This window comes from Methyloversatilis universalis FAM5, from assembly GCF_000214035.2.
GTDB classification, from domain to species: Bacteria; Pseudomonadota; Gammaproteobacteria; order Burkholderiales; family Rhodocyclaceae; genus Methyloversatilis; species Methyloversatilis universalis.
On sequence record NZ_AFHG01000052.1, the window covers coordinates 311,168 to 327,155 of the forward strand.

13 protein-coding genes and 1 CRISPR repeat array (1 of these 14 only partly in view) are annotated in these 15,988 nt (G+C 64.8%); of the genes, 4 read left to right on the top strand and 9 right to left on the bottom strand.

Annotated elements, in window-relative coordinates:
- Nucleotides 1–4,121: a CRISPR direct-repeat array (repeat unit 29 nt; unit sequence CGGTTCATCCCCGCGCATGCGGGGAACGG) (it extends 672 nt beyond the left edge of the window).
- Between the two features lie 90 nt (nt 4,122–4,211).
- From cas2e to METUNV1_RS12530, 8 genes are all read right to left on the bottom strand, one after another.
- Nucleotides 4,212–4,511: a type I-E CRISPR-associated endoribonuclease Cas2e gene (gene cas2e / locus METUNV1_RS12495; RefSeq protein ID WP_008062245.1), complete on the bottom strand. Its 300-nt coding sequence runs from the start codon at nt 4,509–4,511 to the stop codon at nt 4,212–4,214.
- The gene (gene cas1e, locus METUNV1_RS12500; protein ID WP_008062250.1) at nt 4,492–5,418 is read right to left on the bottom strand and encodes a type I-E CRISPR-associated endonuclease Cas1e; all 927 of its coding nucleotides are present in this window, start codon (nt 5,416–5,418) and stop codon (nt 4,492–4,494) included. The genes cas2e and cas1e overlap by 20 nt, the downstream gene beginning before the upstream one ends.
- A gap of 111 nt (nt 5,419–5,529) precedes the next feature.
- Nucleotides 5,530–6,243, bottom strand: a complete 714-nt coding sequence (gene cas6e, locus METUNV1_RS12505; RefSeq protein WP_008062252.1) for a type I-E CRISPR-associated protein Cas6/Cse3/CasE — start codon at nt 6,241–6,243, stop codon at nt 5,530–5,532.
- A 2-nt stretch (nt 6,244–6,245) separates the two neighbouring features.
- Nucleotides 6,246–7,004 (bottom strand): type I-E CRISPR-associated protein Cas5/CasD, encoded by a 759-nt coding sequence (gene cas5e / locus METUNV1_RS12510; protein WP_008062254.1) that lies wholly within the window; start codon nt 7,002–7,004, stop codon nt 6,246–6,248.
- A 4-nt stretch (nt 7,005–7,008) separates the two neighbouring features.
- Nucleotides 7,009–8,073 carry a type I-E CRISPR-associated protein Cas7/Cse4/CasC gene (gene cas7e, locus METUNV1_RS12515; protein WP_008062256.1) on the bottom strand — a complete coding sequence of 355 codons (1,065 nt, stop codon included), beginning with the start codon at nt 8,071–8,073 and terminating at the stop codon, nt 7,009–7,011.
- A 52-nt stretch (nt 8,074–8,125) separates the two neighbouring features.
- Entirely contained in the window at nt 8,126–8,662 is a 537-nt protein-coding gene (gene casB, locus METUNV1_RS12520; protein WP_008062258.1) for a type I-E CRISPR-associated protein Cse2/CasB, read from the bottom strand.
- Nucleotides 8,640–10,262, bottom strand: a complete 1,623-nt coding sequence (gene casA / locus METUNV1_RS12525) for a type I-E CRISPR-associated protein Cse1/CasA (protein WP_008062265.1) — start codon at nt 10,260–10,262, stop codon at nt 8,640–8,642. The genes casB and casA overlap by 23 nt, the downstream gene beginning before the upstream one ends.
- A complete protein-coding gene (locus METUNV1_RS12530) occupies nt 10,259–13,045 on the bottom strand; it encodes a CRISPR-associated helicase/endonuclease Cas3 (protein WP_008062266.1) in 2,787 nt (928 codons plus the stop codon). Before METUNV1_RS12530 ends, casA begins: the two co-directional genes overlap by 4 nt.
- Before the next feature lie 494 nt (nt 13,046–13,539).
- Here METUNV1_RS12530 and METUNV1_RS12535 point away from each other — a divergent pair, with 494 nt between their 5' ends.
- The 4 genes from METUNV1_RS12535 to METUNV1_RS12550 all read left to right on the top strand — a co-directional run bounded on the left by METUNV1_RS12535 (nt 13,540) and on the right by METUNV1_RS12550 (nt 15,704).
- Nucleotides 13,540–13,803 (top strand): antitoxin, encoded by a 264-nt coding sequence (locus METUNV1_RS12535; RefSeq protein WP_043359808.1) that lies wholly within the window; start codon nt 13,540–13,542, stop codon nt 13,801–13,803.
- A gap of 12 nt (nt 13,804–13,815) precedes the next feature.
- Nucleotides 13,816–14,223 carry a type II toxin-antitoxin system VapC family toxin gene (locus METUNV1_RS12540; RefSeq protein WP_139026355.1) on the top strand — a complete coding sequence of 136 codons (408 nt, stop codon included), beginning with the start codon at nt 13,816–13,818 and terminating at the stop codon, nt 14,221–14,223.
- Nucleotides 14,224–14,289: 66 nt separating this feature from the next.
- Nucleotides 14,290–15,420, top strand: a complete 1,131-nt coding sequence (locus METUNV1_RS12545; RefSeq protein WP_051165232.1) for a methyltransferase — start codon at nt 14,290–14,292, stop codon at nt 15,418–15,420.
- The gene (locus tag METUNV1_RS12550) at nt 15,417–15,704 is read left to right on the top strand and encodes a DUF1330 domain-containing protein (protein WP_008062286.1); all 288 of its coding nucleotides are present in this window, start codon (nt 15,417–15,419) and stop codon (nt 15,702–15,704) included. The genes METUNV1_RS12545 and METUNV1_RS12550 overlap by 4 nt, the downstream gene beginning before the upstream one ends.
- Before the next feature lie 13 nt (nt 15,705–15,717).
- On the opposite strand, the gene METUNV1_RS12555 is transcribed toward METUNV1_RS12550, so the two are convergent.
- Entirely contained in the window at nt 15,718–15,924 is a 207-nt protein-coding gene (locus METUNV1_RS12555; RefSeq protein ID WP_008062287.1) for a DUF2970 domain-containing protein, read from the bottom strand.
- Nucleotides 15,925–15,988 lie beyond the last annotated feature (64 nt).

The following is a 15,988-nucleotide window of genomic DNA, read 5'->3' on the forward strand; positions in this document are numbered from 1 at the left end:
CGGTTCATCCCCGCGCATGCGGGGAACGGAGCCAATGAGGACAGCACGACAGCGGCACTGACGGTTCATCCCCGCGCATGCGGGGAACGGTACCCGGGCGCTCGCCCGCCAGCGCATCCGTGCGGTTCATCCCCGCGCATGCGGGGAACGGTTGGCCTGGGCACTGGCAACAAAGACCAGATGCGGTTCATCCCCGCGCATGCGGGGAACGGCGTTCCCGTTCCCGTACCGGATCGGCGCCGCACGGTTCATCCCCGCGCATGCGGGGAACGGGCAGCAACATCGCAACGGGCAACGCGATCAACCGGTTCATCCCCGCGCATGCGGGGAACGGGTCTCCCGCGCATGCACACCGCGTCCCATCGCCGGTTCATCCCCGCGCATGCGGGGAACGGTCGTCATTTGGGTCTGCCGATACCACAGCAGGCGGTTCATCCCCGCGCATGCGGGGAACGGGGTTCTTGGGCCTACGAGTGGGCCAACGGTCGCGGTTCATCCCCGCGCATGCGGGGAACGGGGACGATGACGAGCCACAGTGTTATTGTCCGGCGGTTCATCCCCGCGCATGCGGGGAACGGTCGAACGCACCCTTGACGCCGATGTAAGGCGCCGGTTCATCCCCGCGCATGCGGGGAACGGGCCCGTGCGAACAGTCCGGCATCGCTCGCTGCCGGTTCATCCCCGCGCATGCGGGGAACGGTCGGAGACGCCCAAATCCCACGCCGTATGAATCGGTTCATCCCCGCGCATGCGGGGAACGGGCCGTGGATGGCCAGGACCAGCCGGCGGAAACCGGTTCATCCCCGCGCATGCGGGGAACGGTGGCAGGGTCGGCGTCCCACATGTAGGCGGCGCGGTTCATCCCCGCGCATGCGGGGAACGGTGCGGCGCGGCGGCAGACGCTTGCCCATGTCACGGTTCATCCCCGCGCATGCGGGGAACGGTGCTGCAGGCCCTCCGTCTGCTCGGCCGGCGTCGGTTCATCCCCGCGCATGCGGGGAACGGACCAGCGCCCACCTGCTGGGCCTCGCCTGCGACGGTTCATCCCCGCGCATGCGGGGAACGGAGTACCGTGACCGCAGGCTTAGGCAGGTATCCCGGTTCATCCCCGCGCATGCGGGGAACGGACTTGGGAGCCAGTCGGCCGAGGCCGAAAAATCGGTTCATCCCCGCGCATGCGGGGAACGGGCTCAACGCCAAGCAAGGCGCCGACCGCATCGGCGGTTCATCCCCGCGCATGCGGGGAACGGCGCTATCCGGAATTGCATCAAAGGGAACGACACGGTTCATCCCCGCGCATGCGGGGAACGGGCGGCGATTTTCTCGGCCGACTGGAACAGGCCCGGTTCATCCCCGCGCATGCGGGGAACGGGGACGAGCGCCGCATCGAAATGCTGGGCGACTACGGTTCATCCCCGCGCATGCGGGGAACGGCACTCTGATTGCGACGCCCAGCCCGGCGCCATCGGTTCATCCCCGCGCATGCGGGGAACGGCTGATCGCGATTCGACGCGCCGACCCCTTGAGCGGTTCATCCCCGCGCATGCGGGGAACGGTCGAGCGTGGGCTGCACGACCATCATCGGCGCCGGTTCATCCCCGCGCATGCGGGGAACGGCGATTCGCCGTCCTCGTCGAGAGTGCAGGAGCCGGTTCATCCCCGCGCATGCGGGGAACGGGCGCGAGGAAAAGCGACGTGATCACGATAACGAGGTTCATCCCCGCGCATGCGGGGAACGGGCGCAGGTGACAGAACGAATGGCGCCGTCCCAAGGTTCATCCCCGCGCATGCGGGGAACGGTCCGTTCTCGCACGTCGAGGACTACGGCGATACGGTTCATCCCCGCGCATGCGGGGAACGGGGAGCAGCAGTCGCAGCCGGCTCCGTCTGATCCGGTTCATCCCCGCGCATGCGGGGAACGGGATATGCGGCGCAGTATTCCGGGCGGATGGTTCGGTTCATCCCCGCGCATGCGGGGAACGGATGTTCCAGTCCTATACCGACATCCCGAGCAGCGGTTCATCCCCGCGCATGCGGGGAACGGGCCGGTCTCGTCACTCTGTTTGCACTTGGCTACGGTTCATCCCCGCGCATGCGGGGAACGGTCGATGGGCCCGCTGCTGGAGAAGATCGGCAGCGGTTCATCCCCGCGCATGCGGGGAACGGCCAAGGGGGCACAGATGCGGACCGTTCAGGAACGGTTCATCCCCGCGCATGCGGGGAACGGTTGTACCTGCTACACCTCCCAGGGCACGGACGCGGTTCATCCCCGCGCATGCGGGGAACGGTCCAAGACAAGAATTGAAGTATGTTGGGCCTGAAGGTTCATCCCCGCGCATGCGGGGAACGGGCGTTGAGCTTCGCTGCCGCAGCGTTCGCAGCCGGTTCATCCCCGCGCATGCGGGGAACGGACGCGGACGCCGGAAAGGCGTGGCAGGAATCGCGGTTCATCCCCGCGCATGCGGGGAACGGGCACTGCGGCAGCCTAGGGGCTTTGTCTGATGCGGTTCATCCCCGCGCATGCGGGGAACGGGCCGTGAAGTCGGCCGCGAACGATTCCGCCCGCGGTTCATCCCCGCGCATGCGGGGAACGGTCGATGTGCTTCTTGGCAGAGACCCCCTGTTTACGGTTCATCCCCGCGCATGCGGGGAACGGGAATTCAATTGGTTGGTGGATTGAAGTCCTAACGGTTCATCCCCGCGCATGCGGGGAACGGTCGACGCAAAGAACGGTCGGAAACACTCCGACCGGTTCATCCCCGCGCATGCGGGGAACGGCGGATTCGGCACTCCCATTGCTGGTCATCAGGCGGTTCATCCCCGCGCATGCGGGGAACGGTACGGCTGGCGCCGGGCAGATGGCCGGCGCCGCGGTTCATCCCCGCGCATGCGGGGAACGGTCGGAGACGCCCAAATCCCAAGCGGTATGTACCGGTTCATCCCCGCGCATGCGGGGAACGGGCGTGTCGCTTCCTTGACGATGCACACGTAGCCGGTTCATCCCCGCGCATGCGGGGAACGGCGGCTGGAATCGATCCGCGAAGGCTGGGTGAGCGGTTCATCCCCGCGCATGCGGGGAACGGAGGACAGCGGACAGTTTAGCCATGGTGTAACCCGGTTCATCCCCGCGCATGCGGGGAACGGCCGATAGTCGCCAGTGCGCTCGATCATCCCGGCGGTTCATCCCCGCGCATGCGGGGAACGGCCGCTGACAGCCGGCGCGGCAGAACAGGCCGTCGGTTCATCCCCGCGCATGCGGGGAACGGGCCCGCCGCCGCCGCTGCCATGGTGGCGCAGGCGGTTCATCCCCGCGCATGCGGGGAACGGATTCCTAGTTAAAGGCAAAGACGACCCGGTAGCGGTTCATCCCCGCGCATGCGGGGAACGGTCAACCCCTACCTGCTGGTGTCGCTGGTCATGCGGTTCATCCCCGCGCATGCGGGGAACGGGCGTCCAGACAAACCCGCGCGTATCGCGCATCACGGTTCATCCCCGCGCATGCGGGGAACGGCGATTCGCCGTCCTCCGCGAGGGTGCAGGAGCCGGTTCATCCCCGCGCATGCGGGGAACGGACCTTGCGAGAAGGAGCCGGCGCATGCGCGACCGGTTCATCCCCGCGCATGCGGGGAACGGCGCTGGAAAAGGGGCGCAAGGTCATTACGAATCGGTTCATCCCCGCGCATGCGGGGAACGGGAGCCGCGCGGCTGCTCGTTAAGCCACGACGCCGGTTCATCCCCGCGCATGCGGGGAACGGGATATGAAAACCGCCATCAGAGAAGCGACTACCGGTTCATCCCCGCGCATGCGGGGAACGGGAAATGGTAAAGCGAGTGAAAGACGGAAACTGCGGTTCATCCCCGCGCATGCGGGGAACGGTTCCGGGCTGTGTCCTGCGCAGCGGGATACGTCGGTTCATCCCCGCGCATGCGGGGAACGGTCGGCGACCGGAGGCGGCTGCAGGTGTTCCAGCGGTTCATCCCCGCGCATGCGGGGAACGGTCTTGCGTGATGCGGCCCTCGATCTCAGCCGCCGGTTCATCCCCGCGCATGCGGGGAACGGAGGCTCGAAAAGCCGGGCCTCCAGCATGCCGCCGGTTCATCCCCGCGCATGCGGGGAACGGACTATCTCCATCTCCATGAAAAACCATGGAAATTTCGAGTGCAAAAAATCTACCGGCAAAAATACATGCCAGGGGTATTTGTTCTGGTTGTTAAAGACCGGAGTCGTCTTGCGCAGGAGGAAAGAAGCTCACGAGCTTCACTCCATCCCATTCCACGGGCTCGCGGCGGTTTGCGCCGAGCGTCTGAAAGTCGAAACCGGCTTCGTTGTTGCTCGTCCAGGCGAGTACCGCGTTGCCATCCTCGATGCCCGATTCGACTTGCTCCCAGATGTGCTCTCGGAGCTTGCGCGAGTAGTTGCCCACGTAGACGCCCGCACGCACTTCGAGTAGCCAGATTGCAAGTCTCCCGCGCAATCTCGGCGGCGCGTTCTCAACTACGATGACCAGCATCGCCGAGGCTGTCCGGGTTGGTGATGGCGGGGCCCACCAGTCCTTCGGGCTCAGGTGGGCGCGGCAGATCGGCCGCGGCCAGCATGTCTTCGATGTCCGGGATGATGCGCTCGAGCAGGCGGCTCTGCCGGAAGATGTCCCGACAGGCGAGCCTCACGGCGCGTTCGGGATTGGGTGGGTTGCTCGCCGCGATCTTGAATGCGACCGGCACGACGGTGTCGAATTTGTAGATGTCAGCTACGTCATAGACGAACGATAGCGGCTTTCCGGTATGGATGAATCCGACCGCGGGTGCGTAGCCCGCCGCCAGCACGGCGGCTTCGGTAACTCCATAAAGGGCCGCGGTGGCGGATGATAGACAGCGATTGGGCAGGTCGGATACGTCCCAATCCTCCGGGTTGTAGTCACGGCCTTTCCACTGCACACCGAACTTCTGCGCCAGTAACTGATAGGTGCGTCGCACTCGCGCGCCCTCGATGCCGCGCAACTGTTCGACGCTGCGACGAGCGGGCGGCTCTTCGCCGAAACGAAGGGCATACATCTTCCGTACTACTTTCAGGCGCAGGTTCTCATCCAGCGCAAGCTTCGCCTGATAGAGCAGGCGGTCGGCGCGCGCGCCGCCGGGCTGACCCGACGAGTAGAGGCGAACCCCTGCTTCGCCGACCCAGACCAGCAGCGTTCCGACGCGTGCAGCCAGTGCGGCGGCTCGGTGCGAAACCCGGGTACCCGGTTCCAGCATGATGCAGGCAACGCCGCCGACCGGGATGTGCGTGAGCACGGCACGGACGCGAAAGCCCTGCTGATCGACCACCACAAAGGCGCCATCCACCACGTCGATTTCCCCCTTCTCGACGAAAACGATGGACAGCCTTTCCTTGATCGGAATGGGTTTGAGCGTTGGCAGCATCGTTATGGCTGATCCTCGTCGAGTTCGCCGGCGCCCTCGCGAAGGTCGCGGATGGCGACGGTCTCCGCGTGCAGCGCCGAATTGATTCGTGCCCTCAGATGAAAGAGCAGATCAATCCTCGCGACGGACCAACAGCAGCCCGCATCCAAAGGCCTTGGCCCGACCGATACCGCGTTGAAGTGCTTGGGCGAAGCGTTCTCGATGGGTGACGACCAAGGTTCCATTGAAGTCCACCGTACTGAAGCGCAGCCGATCCTTTTTGCCGCCGTGCTGCATATAGCCCTCAACGCGCAGCGATGCGGAGTCGAGCTTGAAACCATGCCGCTCCGCTCTGGCTTCCAGCCAAGCCGTGCAGGAGCCCGCAACCAGTTCCGCCAGTTCGGGGCGGGGATCGTGCTCGCCGTTTGCCGTCTTGCGCCCCGGTGTCCAGGCTGCCCAGTCGGTGAGACCTCTGGCCGCAAGCAGACGCTTTTTCTGGTCCATCACCACATCGTGCCGTTTGCCGCGACCCTCGGTGCCGCGCGCAATCACCGGGTTGGCGCGCAAGTCGAAGTTCAGGCGCGTCCCTTCGGCGAGATCCGGCACATAGCTGCGTGTCTGTACGTGCCACGCGGAGTGGGGGACTTCCGGCTTGCGTTCGGATACGACATAGAAGCGGGGTACGCCATCGACATCCCTGCGCCGGAACAGGAAATCGCGCCGGGTACCGGGTGGTGACGGAAAGAACCGCCACAGCAGTTGATGTTCGCTGTATGCGCCCTGAAGCCATTCGTGAGCGGCGTCGCGCTCAAGGCCTGGTTCGGGCGTAACGAGACTGAAGTACACGGTCAGCCCTCCTGCGAAATCAGTGCGACATATTCGGTGCGATCACCGAACATCCAGCCCTTGCGTCTGAGCGGGTGGTCCTTGCGCGTCGTGGTGAGGTCCGGCGCCCGGCCGACGGTCGCATTGGCGCCCCAGGCAAGGCGGGTGAGCGGCGGAGGCTGCTCAAACAGCGGGCGATCCGGTGTCGGACTTTGGTGCGCGAGTTCAGCGCGGAGCCGGTCAAGATACGTCTCGAAAGCGCTTTCGGCATCAGCCGCTTCGATCACCTGCGGGAACAGCGGGGCGCCAGGCGGACAACTTTTGCGGCCGAGATACAGCGTGAAACGCGGCCGGCGCAGCGCGTGAGCCAGCTGCTCGAGCGAGTAGCCGGCCGTTTCGCCGGCCTCGACGGCGACCACACATGCAGCACCCTGACGGTAGTCGCGCGTGGAAAGGATGGTATTCAGATCGTGGCCGGGTATGACGAGCTCGTCGCGACGTGATGCATGTGGGCGCTTCTTCAACGTTGCCTGACTCGGTACTTGCGCCGTGTGAAAGTCGCGCAGCAGATCGCCGGGTGACTGGATGCCGACGGTGTAGGCGTAGTGGTCGCGCAGCGCCGCGTGGGCAGCCTCGTCATCTCTTCGAATGCCGAGGGCCGCCCCGAGCAACCCGACCAGCGCCGACAACCCCGGGTAGTCCCGGCTCGGTCGATACTCACCGACTGCCGTATCGCCCCAAGACGCGAGCGGAGCCTGCAGCTGAAAGATCAGGAAACGCATGGCGTCAGCTCCGGACGAACTGAACCAGGGCGTCCAGAGTGCCCTCGCCGGTTTCCACGTTGATCGCGTAGTGCGCGTCCGAGCAAGCACCGTAGACCTTGTCGAAATTCTCCCGCCGCTGTTCGAGCGCCTTGACTGCGAGCGTCAGCATGTCGCCATCGTTGCGGGGCTGCACCGGCTTCAGGAATGATTGCGCCAGCGAGCGCGGCTGCTGGTCGCCCTTCTCGACGAGAACGTAACTGGCATAGGCGCGTGAAGCGTGACTGTTCTGCATGCCAGTGGGCGACACTTTGGTGACGGCATGGACCAGCGCTTCGATTGCCTTGCCGGTCAGTGCTTCGTCGCCGCCGAGGTTCTCCTTAAGCAACTCCCGATCGATGCACACATAGATGTAGAAGAGGCCGGCGCCGAAGCTGCGCTCTCCGATGTGTGCCGCCCCACGGTCGCTCTGACCGTCGTTGAGGTCATCTACGGCACTGAAGTAGTCGTCCTCGACGGCGCTCTTGTGCACGGTGATGGCGTGAGCAACCTGTACGGCGGCTTCGACGTTGTAGGCCGGACTGTCTGCCAGCATGCGGCCGAACATCGCGATGTCTGCGGCCTTGCGCGGCAGGCGCAGCAACTTCAGCTCATCATCGGTAGGGCCTGCGTTGCGGGCGGCACATGCGCTTGCGAGTTCGTTGATCGACGCGATCTCTTCCGGGCCGAAGTGGGCAAGTTGTTCGATCTGCAGGTCTTCATCCTTGTCGGATTTCTTGTCCGACTTGAGCTTTCCGAACTGCCCTGCGATCTGGCGTGCCCATTCCCGGGCAGGTTTGTCGGCGACACCGGCGGCGATGAGATCGGCGTGTATCTGCTTGCCGATGTCCTTGGTGCGCGTTCCGATATGCCCCGCCAGTGCGGATTCGAAAATATCGGAGGTTCGCCATGCACGCTTCTGGCTCTGCGAGGAGATGCGCAGGCGCAAGGCATCCCCCATCAGCGCGGTTTTCGGTCGGCCGGTGTCGTCACGGTTCAGATTGGAGGGCGGATAGCTGGTCAGGATGTGCAACTGGGCGAAACGGGACATGGTGTTCTCCTGGTCGAATCGGTGCGGCAAGGGGTGTGCGTGGTCTGAGGGTTCAGGTACGAGCGGGCCATTCGTAGTCGTAGGCCCATTTCTTCTTCACTTTGTCGCCCCAGAACAGCACGTCATTGACGAGTTCGATCACGTCGACGCGCTGTTCCATCAGCGGCAGTACTCGGCGCAAGCCAGTGAGCAAGCTGTCGGGGCTGTCGCTTTCAAGCAGACGCATGAAGCGAAGTTCGCTCACTGCCGGCTGCTCTTCGCCTGATGCCTTGTGGCTCATGGCCTTGGCCGGGGAAAGAGGGCCGTCCTGTTCGACGTGTACCAGCAGGCCAATGGCTGCTGCGAGGCGGTCGTTCGCTGGGGATGCGCCGTCCTCCTTCCATCCGGCTGCGGACAGACGGCGGAACAGGTGTTGATAGGGGGCGCTGAGCACGACCGCCGTCGTGTTGCCGGCACGGCGCAGGACGGCGCGGCTCGCGCGGTCGTCAGCCAGCCCCTGCCACCAGTTCAGCAGAACCTTGCCGATAGCGTTGTCACGCGAAAATCGATCTGACATGCGCAGCTCCTCAAGCTTGAGCGGACGCAGCACGCGTTCGCCGGGTTGCAGGTTTTTCGGGCGAGGGCAGCCGCAGCGCCTCGCGCATCTTGTTGCCGTACAGGTTGTTGAGCAGCTTCCGCCGCGCTTCCGCGATGCGATGCGGCGTCTGCCGTTCGATCGGGCCGGTGCCGACAAACGCGTGATCGAACAGGTCTAGTGCAGTGCGGACGAGGGCGGCATGCCAGGTCTGGCGAACCGCCAACTCGTCGACGTCAGCCAGCGGATCGGCACGCAGCGCTTCAAGGCTTTGCCTGAGCAACTGATAGAACGACGCCTCGGTGCGCCCCCAGAACTCGGCATCGACCGAACTGAAATCGCCCCGTGCGTCGCCGCCGAACCAGGCATCCTTCACCGCACCGCGAAGACTGGTCGCTGCGCTCTGCGCACCGGAGAGCCAGCTTGATACGCAGGACGACACGGTGCGCAGGGCATCCGCTTCGCATTCGTCGAGGCCGTAGAGCGGCAGGCTGGAGTCGTACCAGCAGCGGGCCTTCATGTTGTCCATGTCGTAGCCGAACGCCCACAGGCGCAGCGCACCGCCCATCTGACGCTTCCGTTCATTCAGTGCATGGGTCACCACGCGCGAGGGGCGCTGTCTGCTCTTTGTGTCATCCGCGCCCAGCAACCAGGCCAGCCAGTGCCGGTAGCCGAGGCCGCCCGGCTGCGGATGCAGTGGCAGCCAGTCGCCCTTCGCTTCGTAGTACGGGGAGAGGGGGTGATCCCATGCACCCTTGTAGTTCAGGCCGTAGTTCTTCGCGATGAACTGCCTGATCAGCGTGTTGGAATGCCGACCGCACACGTCGCACTCGCCCGCATGCACGTCATCGACATCCAGACGGATGCGCCGGGGCATGGCCCAGAACACGTGGTCGGGGTGAACCTGGGCGGGGCTGATGGCCTCACCGGTCTGCAACTGATCAATGGGCCTGAGCCAAGGGAACCTGAAATGCAGCGCGGCTTTCTCCGCGTCGCCGCTGTGAGCACGATGCAAGGGGCCTTCCAGTACGTTGAGCCAGAGGTCTTGCCACAGGCTTTGCGGCTTCTGCCTGAGCAGCAGCGTGGTCAGCGGGCCGCCGCCACGAAGCCCGGTCCGGTAGCCCACGCCACCTGCCGGTGCATTCGTCTGCAGCGTGAACAATGCCGTGGCCGCGCACGCCGGGCACAGACTGTCGATCCGGCCCCGCTTGATGAAGTGGTCGCTGTTGTTGCGCAGCGCGTTCTCGCCCGGCGAATCGATGAACAGCGCAGCAACGGGGTTGAGCGTTGCTTCGTCGGCGCTCAGCGTGAGGTCCTGCATGAAGCGCGGACCATCGCCTTCGAACAGGAAGGCCTCGGCAACCGGTGCGAACCAGGCAGACAGTTCCTGCTCTGCAGGGGGCGTCGTCAGCAGCCGTCGCCACTCGGCGGGGGTGTCGGCTGGAGTGGTGCTCTGCAGCAGTCCGATCGCGAACTGGGCGAGCGCGCCATTGAAGTCCGGGCGGTCGGCGGCAAAAGCGACGATGTCCGGGTTGGAAAGCTGTGGTGGTGAGATCCAGTCGCGCTGGCCGGCGCGCCGCCGGACGGGTATCCACTGATCGTGCAGAAGATTCATGCCGACTCCATATCGAGTTGAGTGCTCGTGTCCTGCTGCCGCAAGCCGTGACGATCGTCATAGATCCATGTCCTGATGAGCGCCGGCTTGTTGTCGATACCTTTCGCCACGGCCTGCCCTTGCCAAGCTGTACCCGCAGGGCTCATCACCATGACGACGGACCAATTTCCCTTGCCCGGAAGGCACTCCATCGCATCCAGCACTGCCTGTTCGCGAACGGGGTCGGACTCGGGCACCCGCTCCGCGATCTGGCGTTCGGCAACCTTCACCGTGCTGTAGGTCCATGCGTGGCGAAGGGTTTCGTGATCGACCCAAGGCCGCAGCCGATCACCCTCCCAGCGGGCGAGTACGACGGTCATCGTCGCTTCGCCAAGACGCGATGGGGTGCTGGCCTCGCTCCACCAGTCGATGGCATCGCGCACATAGCCCGCCGCCGGTTTGAGGGTGTTCTGCATGGCGATGCTGATGTTCGCGTAGCTATCACCTTCGGCTTTTCCTGCATTCGCCTGCAGGCCTTCAGGCAGCTCGCCGTATTCACTGAATACGCCTTCGATGAGCGCGCGTGCGTCACTCGGCATCGTGAAACCGCCGGACTGCAAAGCTTTGGCGGTAAGCCATAGCTGAGCGTGATTCGGGTACACGCCAGCTGCCTTCGGCAGGAAGGTCTTGAACCATTTTGGGGCCGGTGTTTCGGTCCACTCGGGACCGAATACCCACAGGCATGGGCGTCCGCGCTCGTCCGGTGCGGCGGGGTCGGCGTGGCGCTGGCCGGATGTGTCACGAGGGTGGCGCTGCAGACGCCCGGCGCGCTGTATCAGCCGGTCAATGGGAGCGAGGTCAGTGACGACGAAATCCCAGTCCGCGTCCAGGCTCTGTTCCGCTACCTGGGTCGCGATGACGAGACGCCCTGCGCGTTCTTCCGGCGTGCTGGATTTGCCGAAGTGCTTGAGGATGCGCTGTTCGGTATCGAGCCGGTCGCGCAGCGTAAAACGCGCGTGAAACAGGATGAGGTGTTCGGCGTCGAGTTCGTGTTCGAACTGCGCGCAGGCCGCCAGCGCGTCGGCGACGGTATTGCGCATCCAGCATACGCAACGGCCGGCGGCGAGTGCCCCGCGGATCGACGCAATGACGGTCTGTTCGTCCGATACGTAATGCACATCGACCGAACGGCACACGGCTTTGCGCGCTTCGATTGCCTGCAGGGACGGCTCGGACAGGGTCTCGTGCCAGGACGTCACGAGCGGAAAATCGAGTGAAGACCTCGCTACGGGCAGAGGAGCGCCGCGCCCACGGGCGAAGGCGTCGAACAGCGCATCTTTCATATGCTGCGGCAGCGTGGCCGACAACAGCACGACGCTGCCGCCAGCGCGGGCATGAAACTCGAGCACTGTTTCCAGTACCCGCTGCATGTAGTCGTCGCAAGCATGCACCTCGTCGATGATCAACACCTTGCGCAGCATGCCCAGCAGGCGCAGCGACTGATGCTTGCTGTAGAGCACGCTCAACAGGATCTGGTCTATCGTGCCGACGCCAGCCTGTGCCAGCAGCGCGCGCTTGTTGTGATCGGCCAGCCATGCGCTGCAGCGGGCGCTCGCGGTGTCATCGAGTTGTGAGCGGTCGCCTTCGTCATGAGTGGCGGGCAGTACCGAATCCGCGAAAGCTTCGACCAGGTTGCGCTGCCCATGCGCCAGTACGAGGCTCGGGTCGCCGTCAAACAGCTTGCGATACACCTCGGCAATGCGCTCATACATTGCATTCGCGGTCGCCATAGTCGGAAGGGCGATGAAAAAGCCGTCCGCGCAGCCACCGGCAATCATGCGCTGGGTCAGTGTGACGGCCGCCTCTGTCTTGCCGGCACCCGTCACGTCTTCGAGCAGATGAATCTGAGAGGTGGGTGAAATCGTCGCTTTGATCGCCCAGGCCTGCAGCGGTGAGGGCGCAGGGATGTCGGGGAACAGCTCGTAAAACGACTGCTCGGTGTGAGGGGGGGGCAGGACGCCGGCTGCTGTCAGCGCGCTGTCAGCCAGTGTTTGCGCATCGATCCAGTACTTTCCGAGATCGTAGTGCTCGGTGCAGTACGGAAAGAAGTCTGTGTTCGAGCCGATCCAGTCGCACATGACGGCAAGGCCGGCGATCCACCAGGAAAGTTGGCGGCTGACCGTGTCGAGGCGCTCTGCGCCCATCCCCTCCGGCACTGTTCGCAATACCTCGGGCGGGAACAGGACGAACAGCTCGTCTATGAAGGTCTTGATGGCTTGGGCGTCATGGGGCGTGCTGAAGTGCTGTCGCCAATGCCCGGCGCTGGTGCTGATCGGTGGCTGGCCATGATGACCGGTACATGCCCGTACCCACCAGGCTACTCCGTCCATGAGCGATTCACCGTCTTCGCCGAACCACTGGTTCTCAATGGCAATATCTGCAAGGTACTGCTCCCAGATCATCCAGCCGAGGGTGTCGTGGCGCAGGCCATAAGGCTTTCCGGGATCGGGCTGTCGCTGTCTCAGCTCCGCGAAAATATCGGGACGCTGGCTCTGGAAGGCTTCGGAGAACTTGCCAAGGTCATGTAACGCGAGAAAGAAGCCGAACCATGACTGAAGCGCCGATTTCGATTCGATCTGCAGGGCATTCATGAAGAACGCACAGATCGCTGGCGAACGGTCGAGAAACGCGACGCCGACCGCAGCGACATCGAGTGAGTGGTAAGCCAGCCGATGGAAAGCAGGGCCGTCGTTGTCGGGCTTCGCTTTGCCCCAGTATTCGAGATGAGTCGGCTGCCGGTTCATGTCAGACCATCGGACGGGTGAGTGGAGTGCATTGTTGTATGCGCCGGGCTCAAATTCCGAGCCTGCATGAAAGGCAGTACATATGAACCGTTCTCGCCACCCGCATCTATCCCCATGAGGCTTGCCATATGCGTAGAGATGTTAGCTTCATGACATGAAAGAACCTCTTGGCCATCTGGATGATGGTGTTCGGTCATCAAGTACTTAAGGGGGCTTGGCTGTGAAGGAGCCGGGCAAGCGTCGTGTCGATGCAGTCCCTGCGCAGCGGCGTACCGGGACGTTCCGTTTCGTGAGTTAAGGACGACACAAGCTGAGAGGGGGGGGTAGCCAGAAGCACCCTCCGACTATCGTTGCGGCAGTCCAAGGAAGGGCGTTCAGGGCGGCGTGCTCGCTGCCCGCGGGTATTCCCTTCTGTTGCGCTAAGAAGATCAATACGTTGCGACGCAGGTTTTCGGTGTATATCCTGTATGTACACCTAAGCAATTTTCCATCCCATGCGAACCCGAATCTTCAAAAGCGGTAACTCGCTCGCCGTGCGCATTCCGAAGGAACTGGCCATTGCCGGGGTGTCGGAAGAGGTGGAGATCGAGCGGGTGGGGAATACGCTGGTAGTGCGGCCGGCGCAGCGCAAGAGCCTTGCCGGTGTGGGCGAGATTTTCGCGATGTTCAGTCCGGATTTCATGTCCGAAGGGCGAGAATTCCACGAGGAGCTGGAGCGGGACTGGGGCGCTGCCGGTACTTCCAGGGAGGGCGCCTAGGTTATGGCGTGGATGCTCGATACCAATATCTGCATCTACCTCATGAAGCAGGCGCCGCCCCAGGTGATTGCACGGCTCGAATCGTTGCGCGAGGGCGACGCGGTCATGTCGGTCGTGACCTATGCCGAGTTGCGCGCCGGTCTTGAAATGCGCGAGGAGACCCGGGCGCGGGACGAGAGCGTGCTGGAGGCGCTGGTTCAGCGCATTCCGGTGTTGCCCTTCGACATTCCGGCCGCGCAGTCCTTCGGCGCCTTGCGGGCTGCCGTTCGCGACCGTCGGCGCAACGCGCTCGACCGGATGATTGCGGCGCATGCCGTAAGCGTCGACGCCATTCTGGTTACCAATAACGAAGCGGATTTCGCGGATTACCCGGGGCTGGTGGTGGAAAACTGGACGCGCGAAGCCGGTGCGCCCGTCTGATGACCTGCGGGTGATCGTCTCCTTCGCTTATATATATGCAAATCAGATTGACCCGGTATCCGAACCTTGACTGATTCACGACCCGTTCTGCCCGCCGGCGATGCCGGGCACGACCTGCACTGGCAATCCGAAGCCGGCGTCCCTCCGCCGAAGAAGGTCGTCGTCGCCGACGACACGATGACGGCTGATCAGGCTTTCCGCCTCGCCAGCGAAGGCACGGCGCTGCTGTGGCGCGGTGACTTCCAGAACGCGCGGCAGCTGTTGCAGGCGATGGCGCGGCGGGTGGATCGCAAGCCGCGCAAGCCGGCGGCGACGCCGCGCGATGCGTTCAACCAGCACCGGCTGGCGCAGTCGCAGCGGGCGCGCACGCTGGGCATGCTGCTGATACCGGTGGATGCCGGTCACGTGATTCCGCTGCGCCGCGCGCCGGACGTGACGGCGGCCTGCAGTCAGGCCCATGGCGAGGCGGCCGAGGCCTATGTCATGTCGCTGCGCGAGCTGCTGGGGCTGATCGGTGCCTATGAGTGGCGACGCAATGGCGTCGAGATTCCGGCGCTGGGCGCGCGCATCCATCCGCATTACGGGGTGTTTTCGCCGGTGCGCGGCGAATATGTCGATCTGGTGGCGAAGGCGCCGCTGCCGACGGCGCTCAAGACCGACTCGACCGCGTTCGACATCGGCACCGGCACGGGCGTGCTGTCGGCGGTGCTGGCGAAGCGCGGCATCGCGCGGGTGGTGGCGACCGACCAGGACATGCGTGCGCTGGCCTGCGCGCGTGACAACGTCGAGCGGCTGGGCATCGCGGCGCAGGTCGAGGTGATCGAGGCCGATCTGTTTCCGGCTCGCCGCGCGCCGCTGGTGGTGTGCAACCCGCCTTGGCTGCCGGGACGGCCGAGTTCGCCGCTGGAGTACGCGGTGTATGACCCGGACAGCCGCATGCTGCGCGGCTTTCTCGCCGGCCTGACGGCGCATCTGGCGCCCGGCGGCGAGGGCTGGCTCATCCTGTCCGATTTCGCCGAACACCTCGGCCTGCGTGCGCCGGACGAACTGGCGGGCCTGATCGCCGCCGCCGGTCTGAAGGTCGTCGGCCGGCTCGACGCGCGCCCCCGTCACCCGAAGGCGATGGACCGCAGCGACCCGCTGTACCCGGCGCGCTCGAAGGAAGTGACCACGCTCTGGCGGCTGGCGGCGACATGAGCTATTTCGTGATCGGCCACATCCGGGTGATAAATGCCGCGCGCTGGGCGGATTACCGCGCCCGGGTCGGCGCCACGCTGGCGCCTTTCGGCGGCGAGCTGGTGATGCGCGGCCGGGTGGATGCGGTGCTGGCCGGCGACTGGCCGCGCACCGACACCGTGGTGCTGCGCTTCGCCGATGCGGCGGGCGCACGAGCCTGGCACGACTCGCCGGCCTATCAGGCGCTGGTGCCGCTGCGCGAAGCCGGGGCCGACGTGGTGCTGGTGGGCTACCAGGGCGAGTAGGGCGTCCGCGCGGTCAGCCGGTCGCCCACAGCACCAGGCTGACCAGTGCCACATTCACCAGGATGGCCGCGAACAGCCCGCCGAGCAGAAAGTGCTGCGGGCCCAGCCCTTCGGTGGTGCGGTTGATCATGCGGGTGCGCCCGATGCCGGTGAAGGTGAGCAGGATGATCTTGAGTGCGCGCAGGCTGCCGCGCACGAGCGGTACGGGGGCTTGATCCATGGACGGATTGTGCCCGATGCACCGCCGGCCGATCACGTCGCGCCGGCATGGCATCATGCGGCGA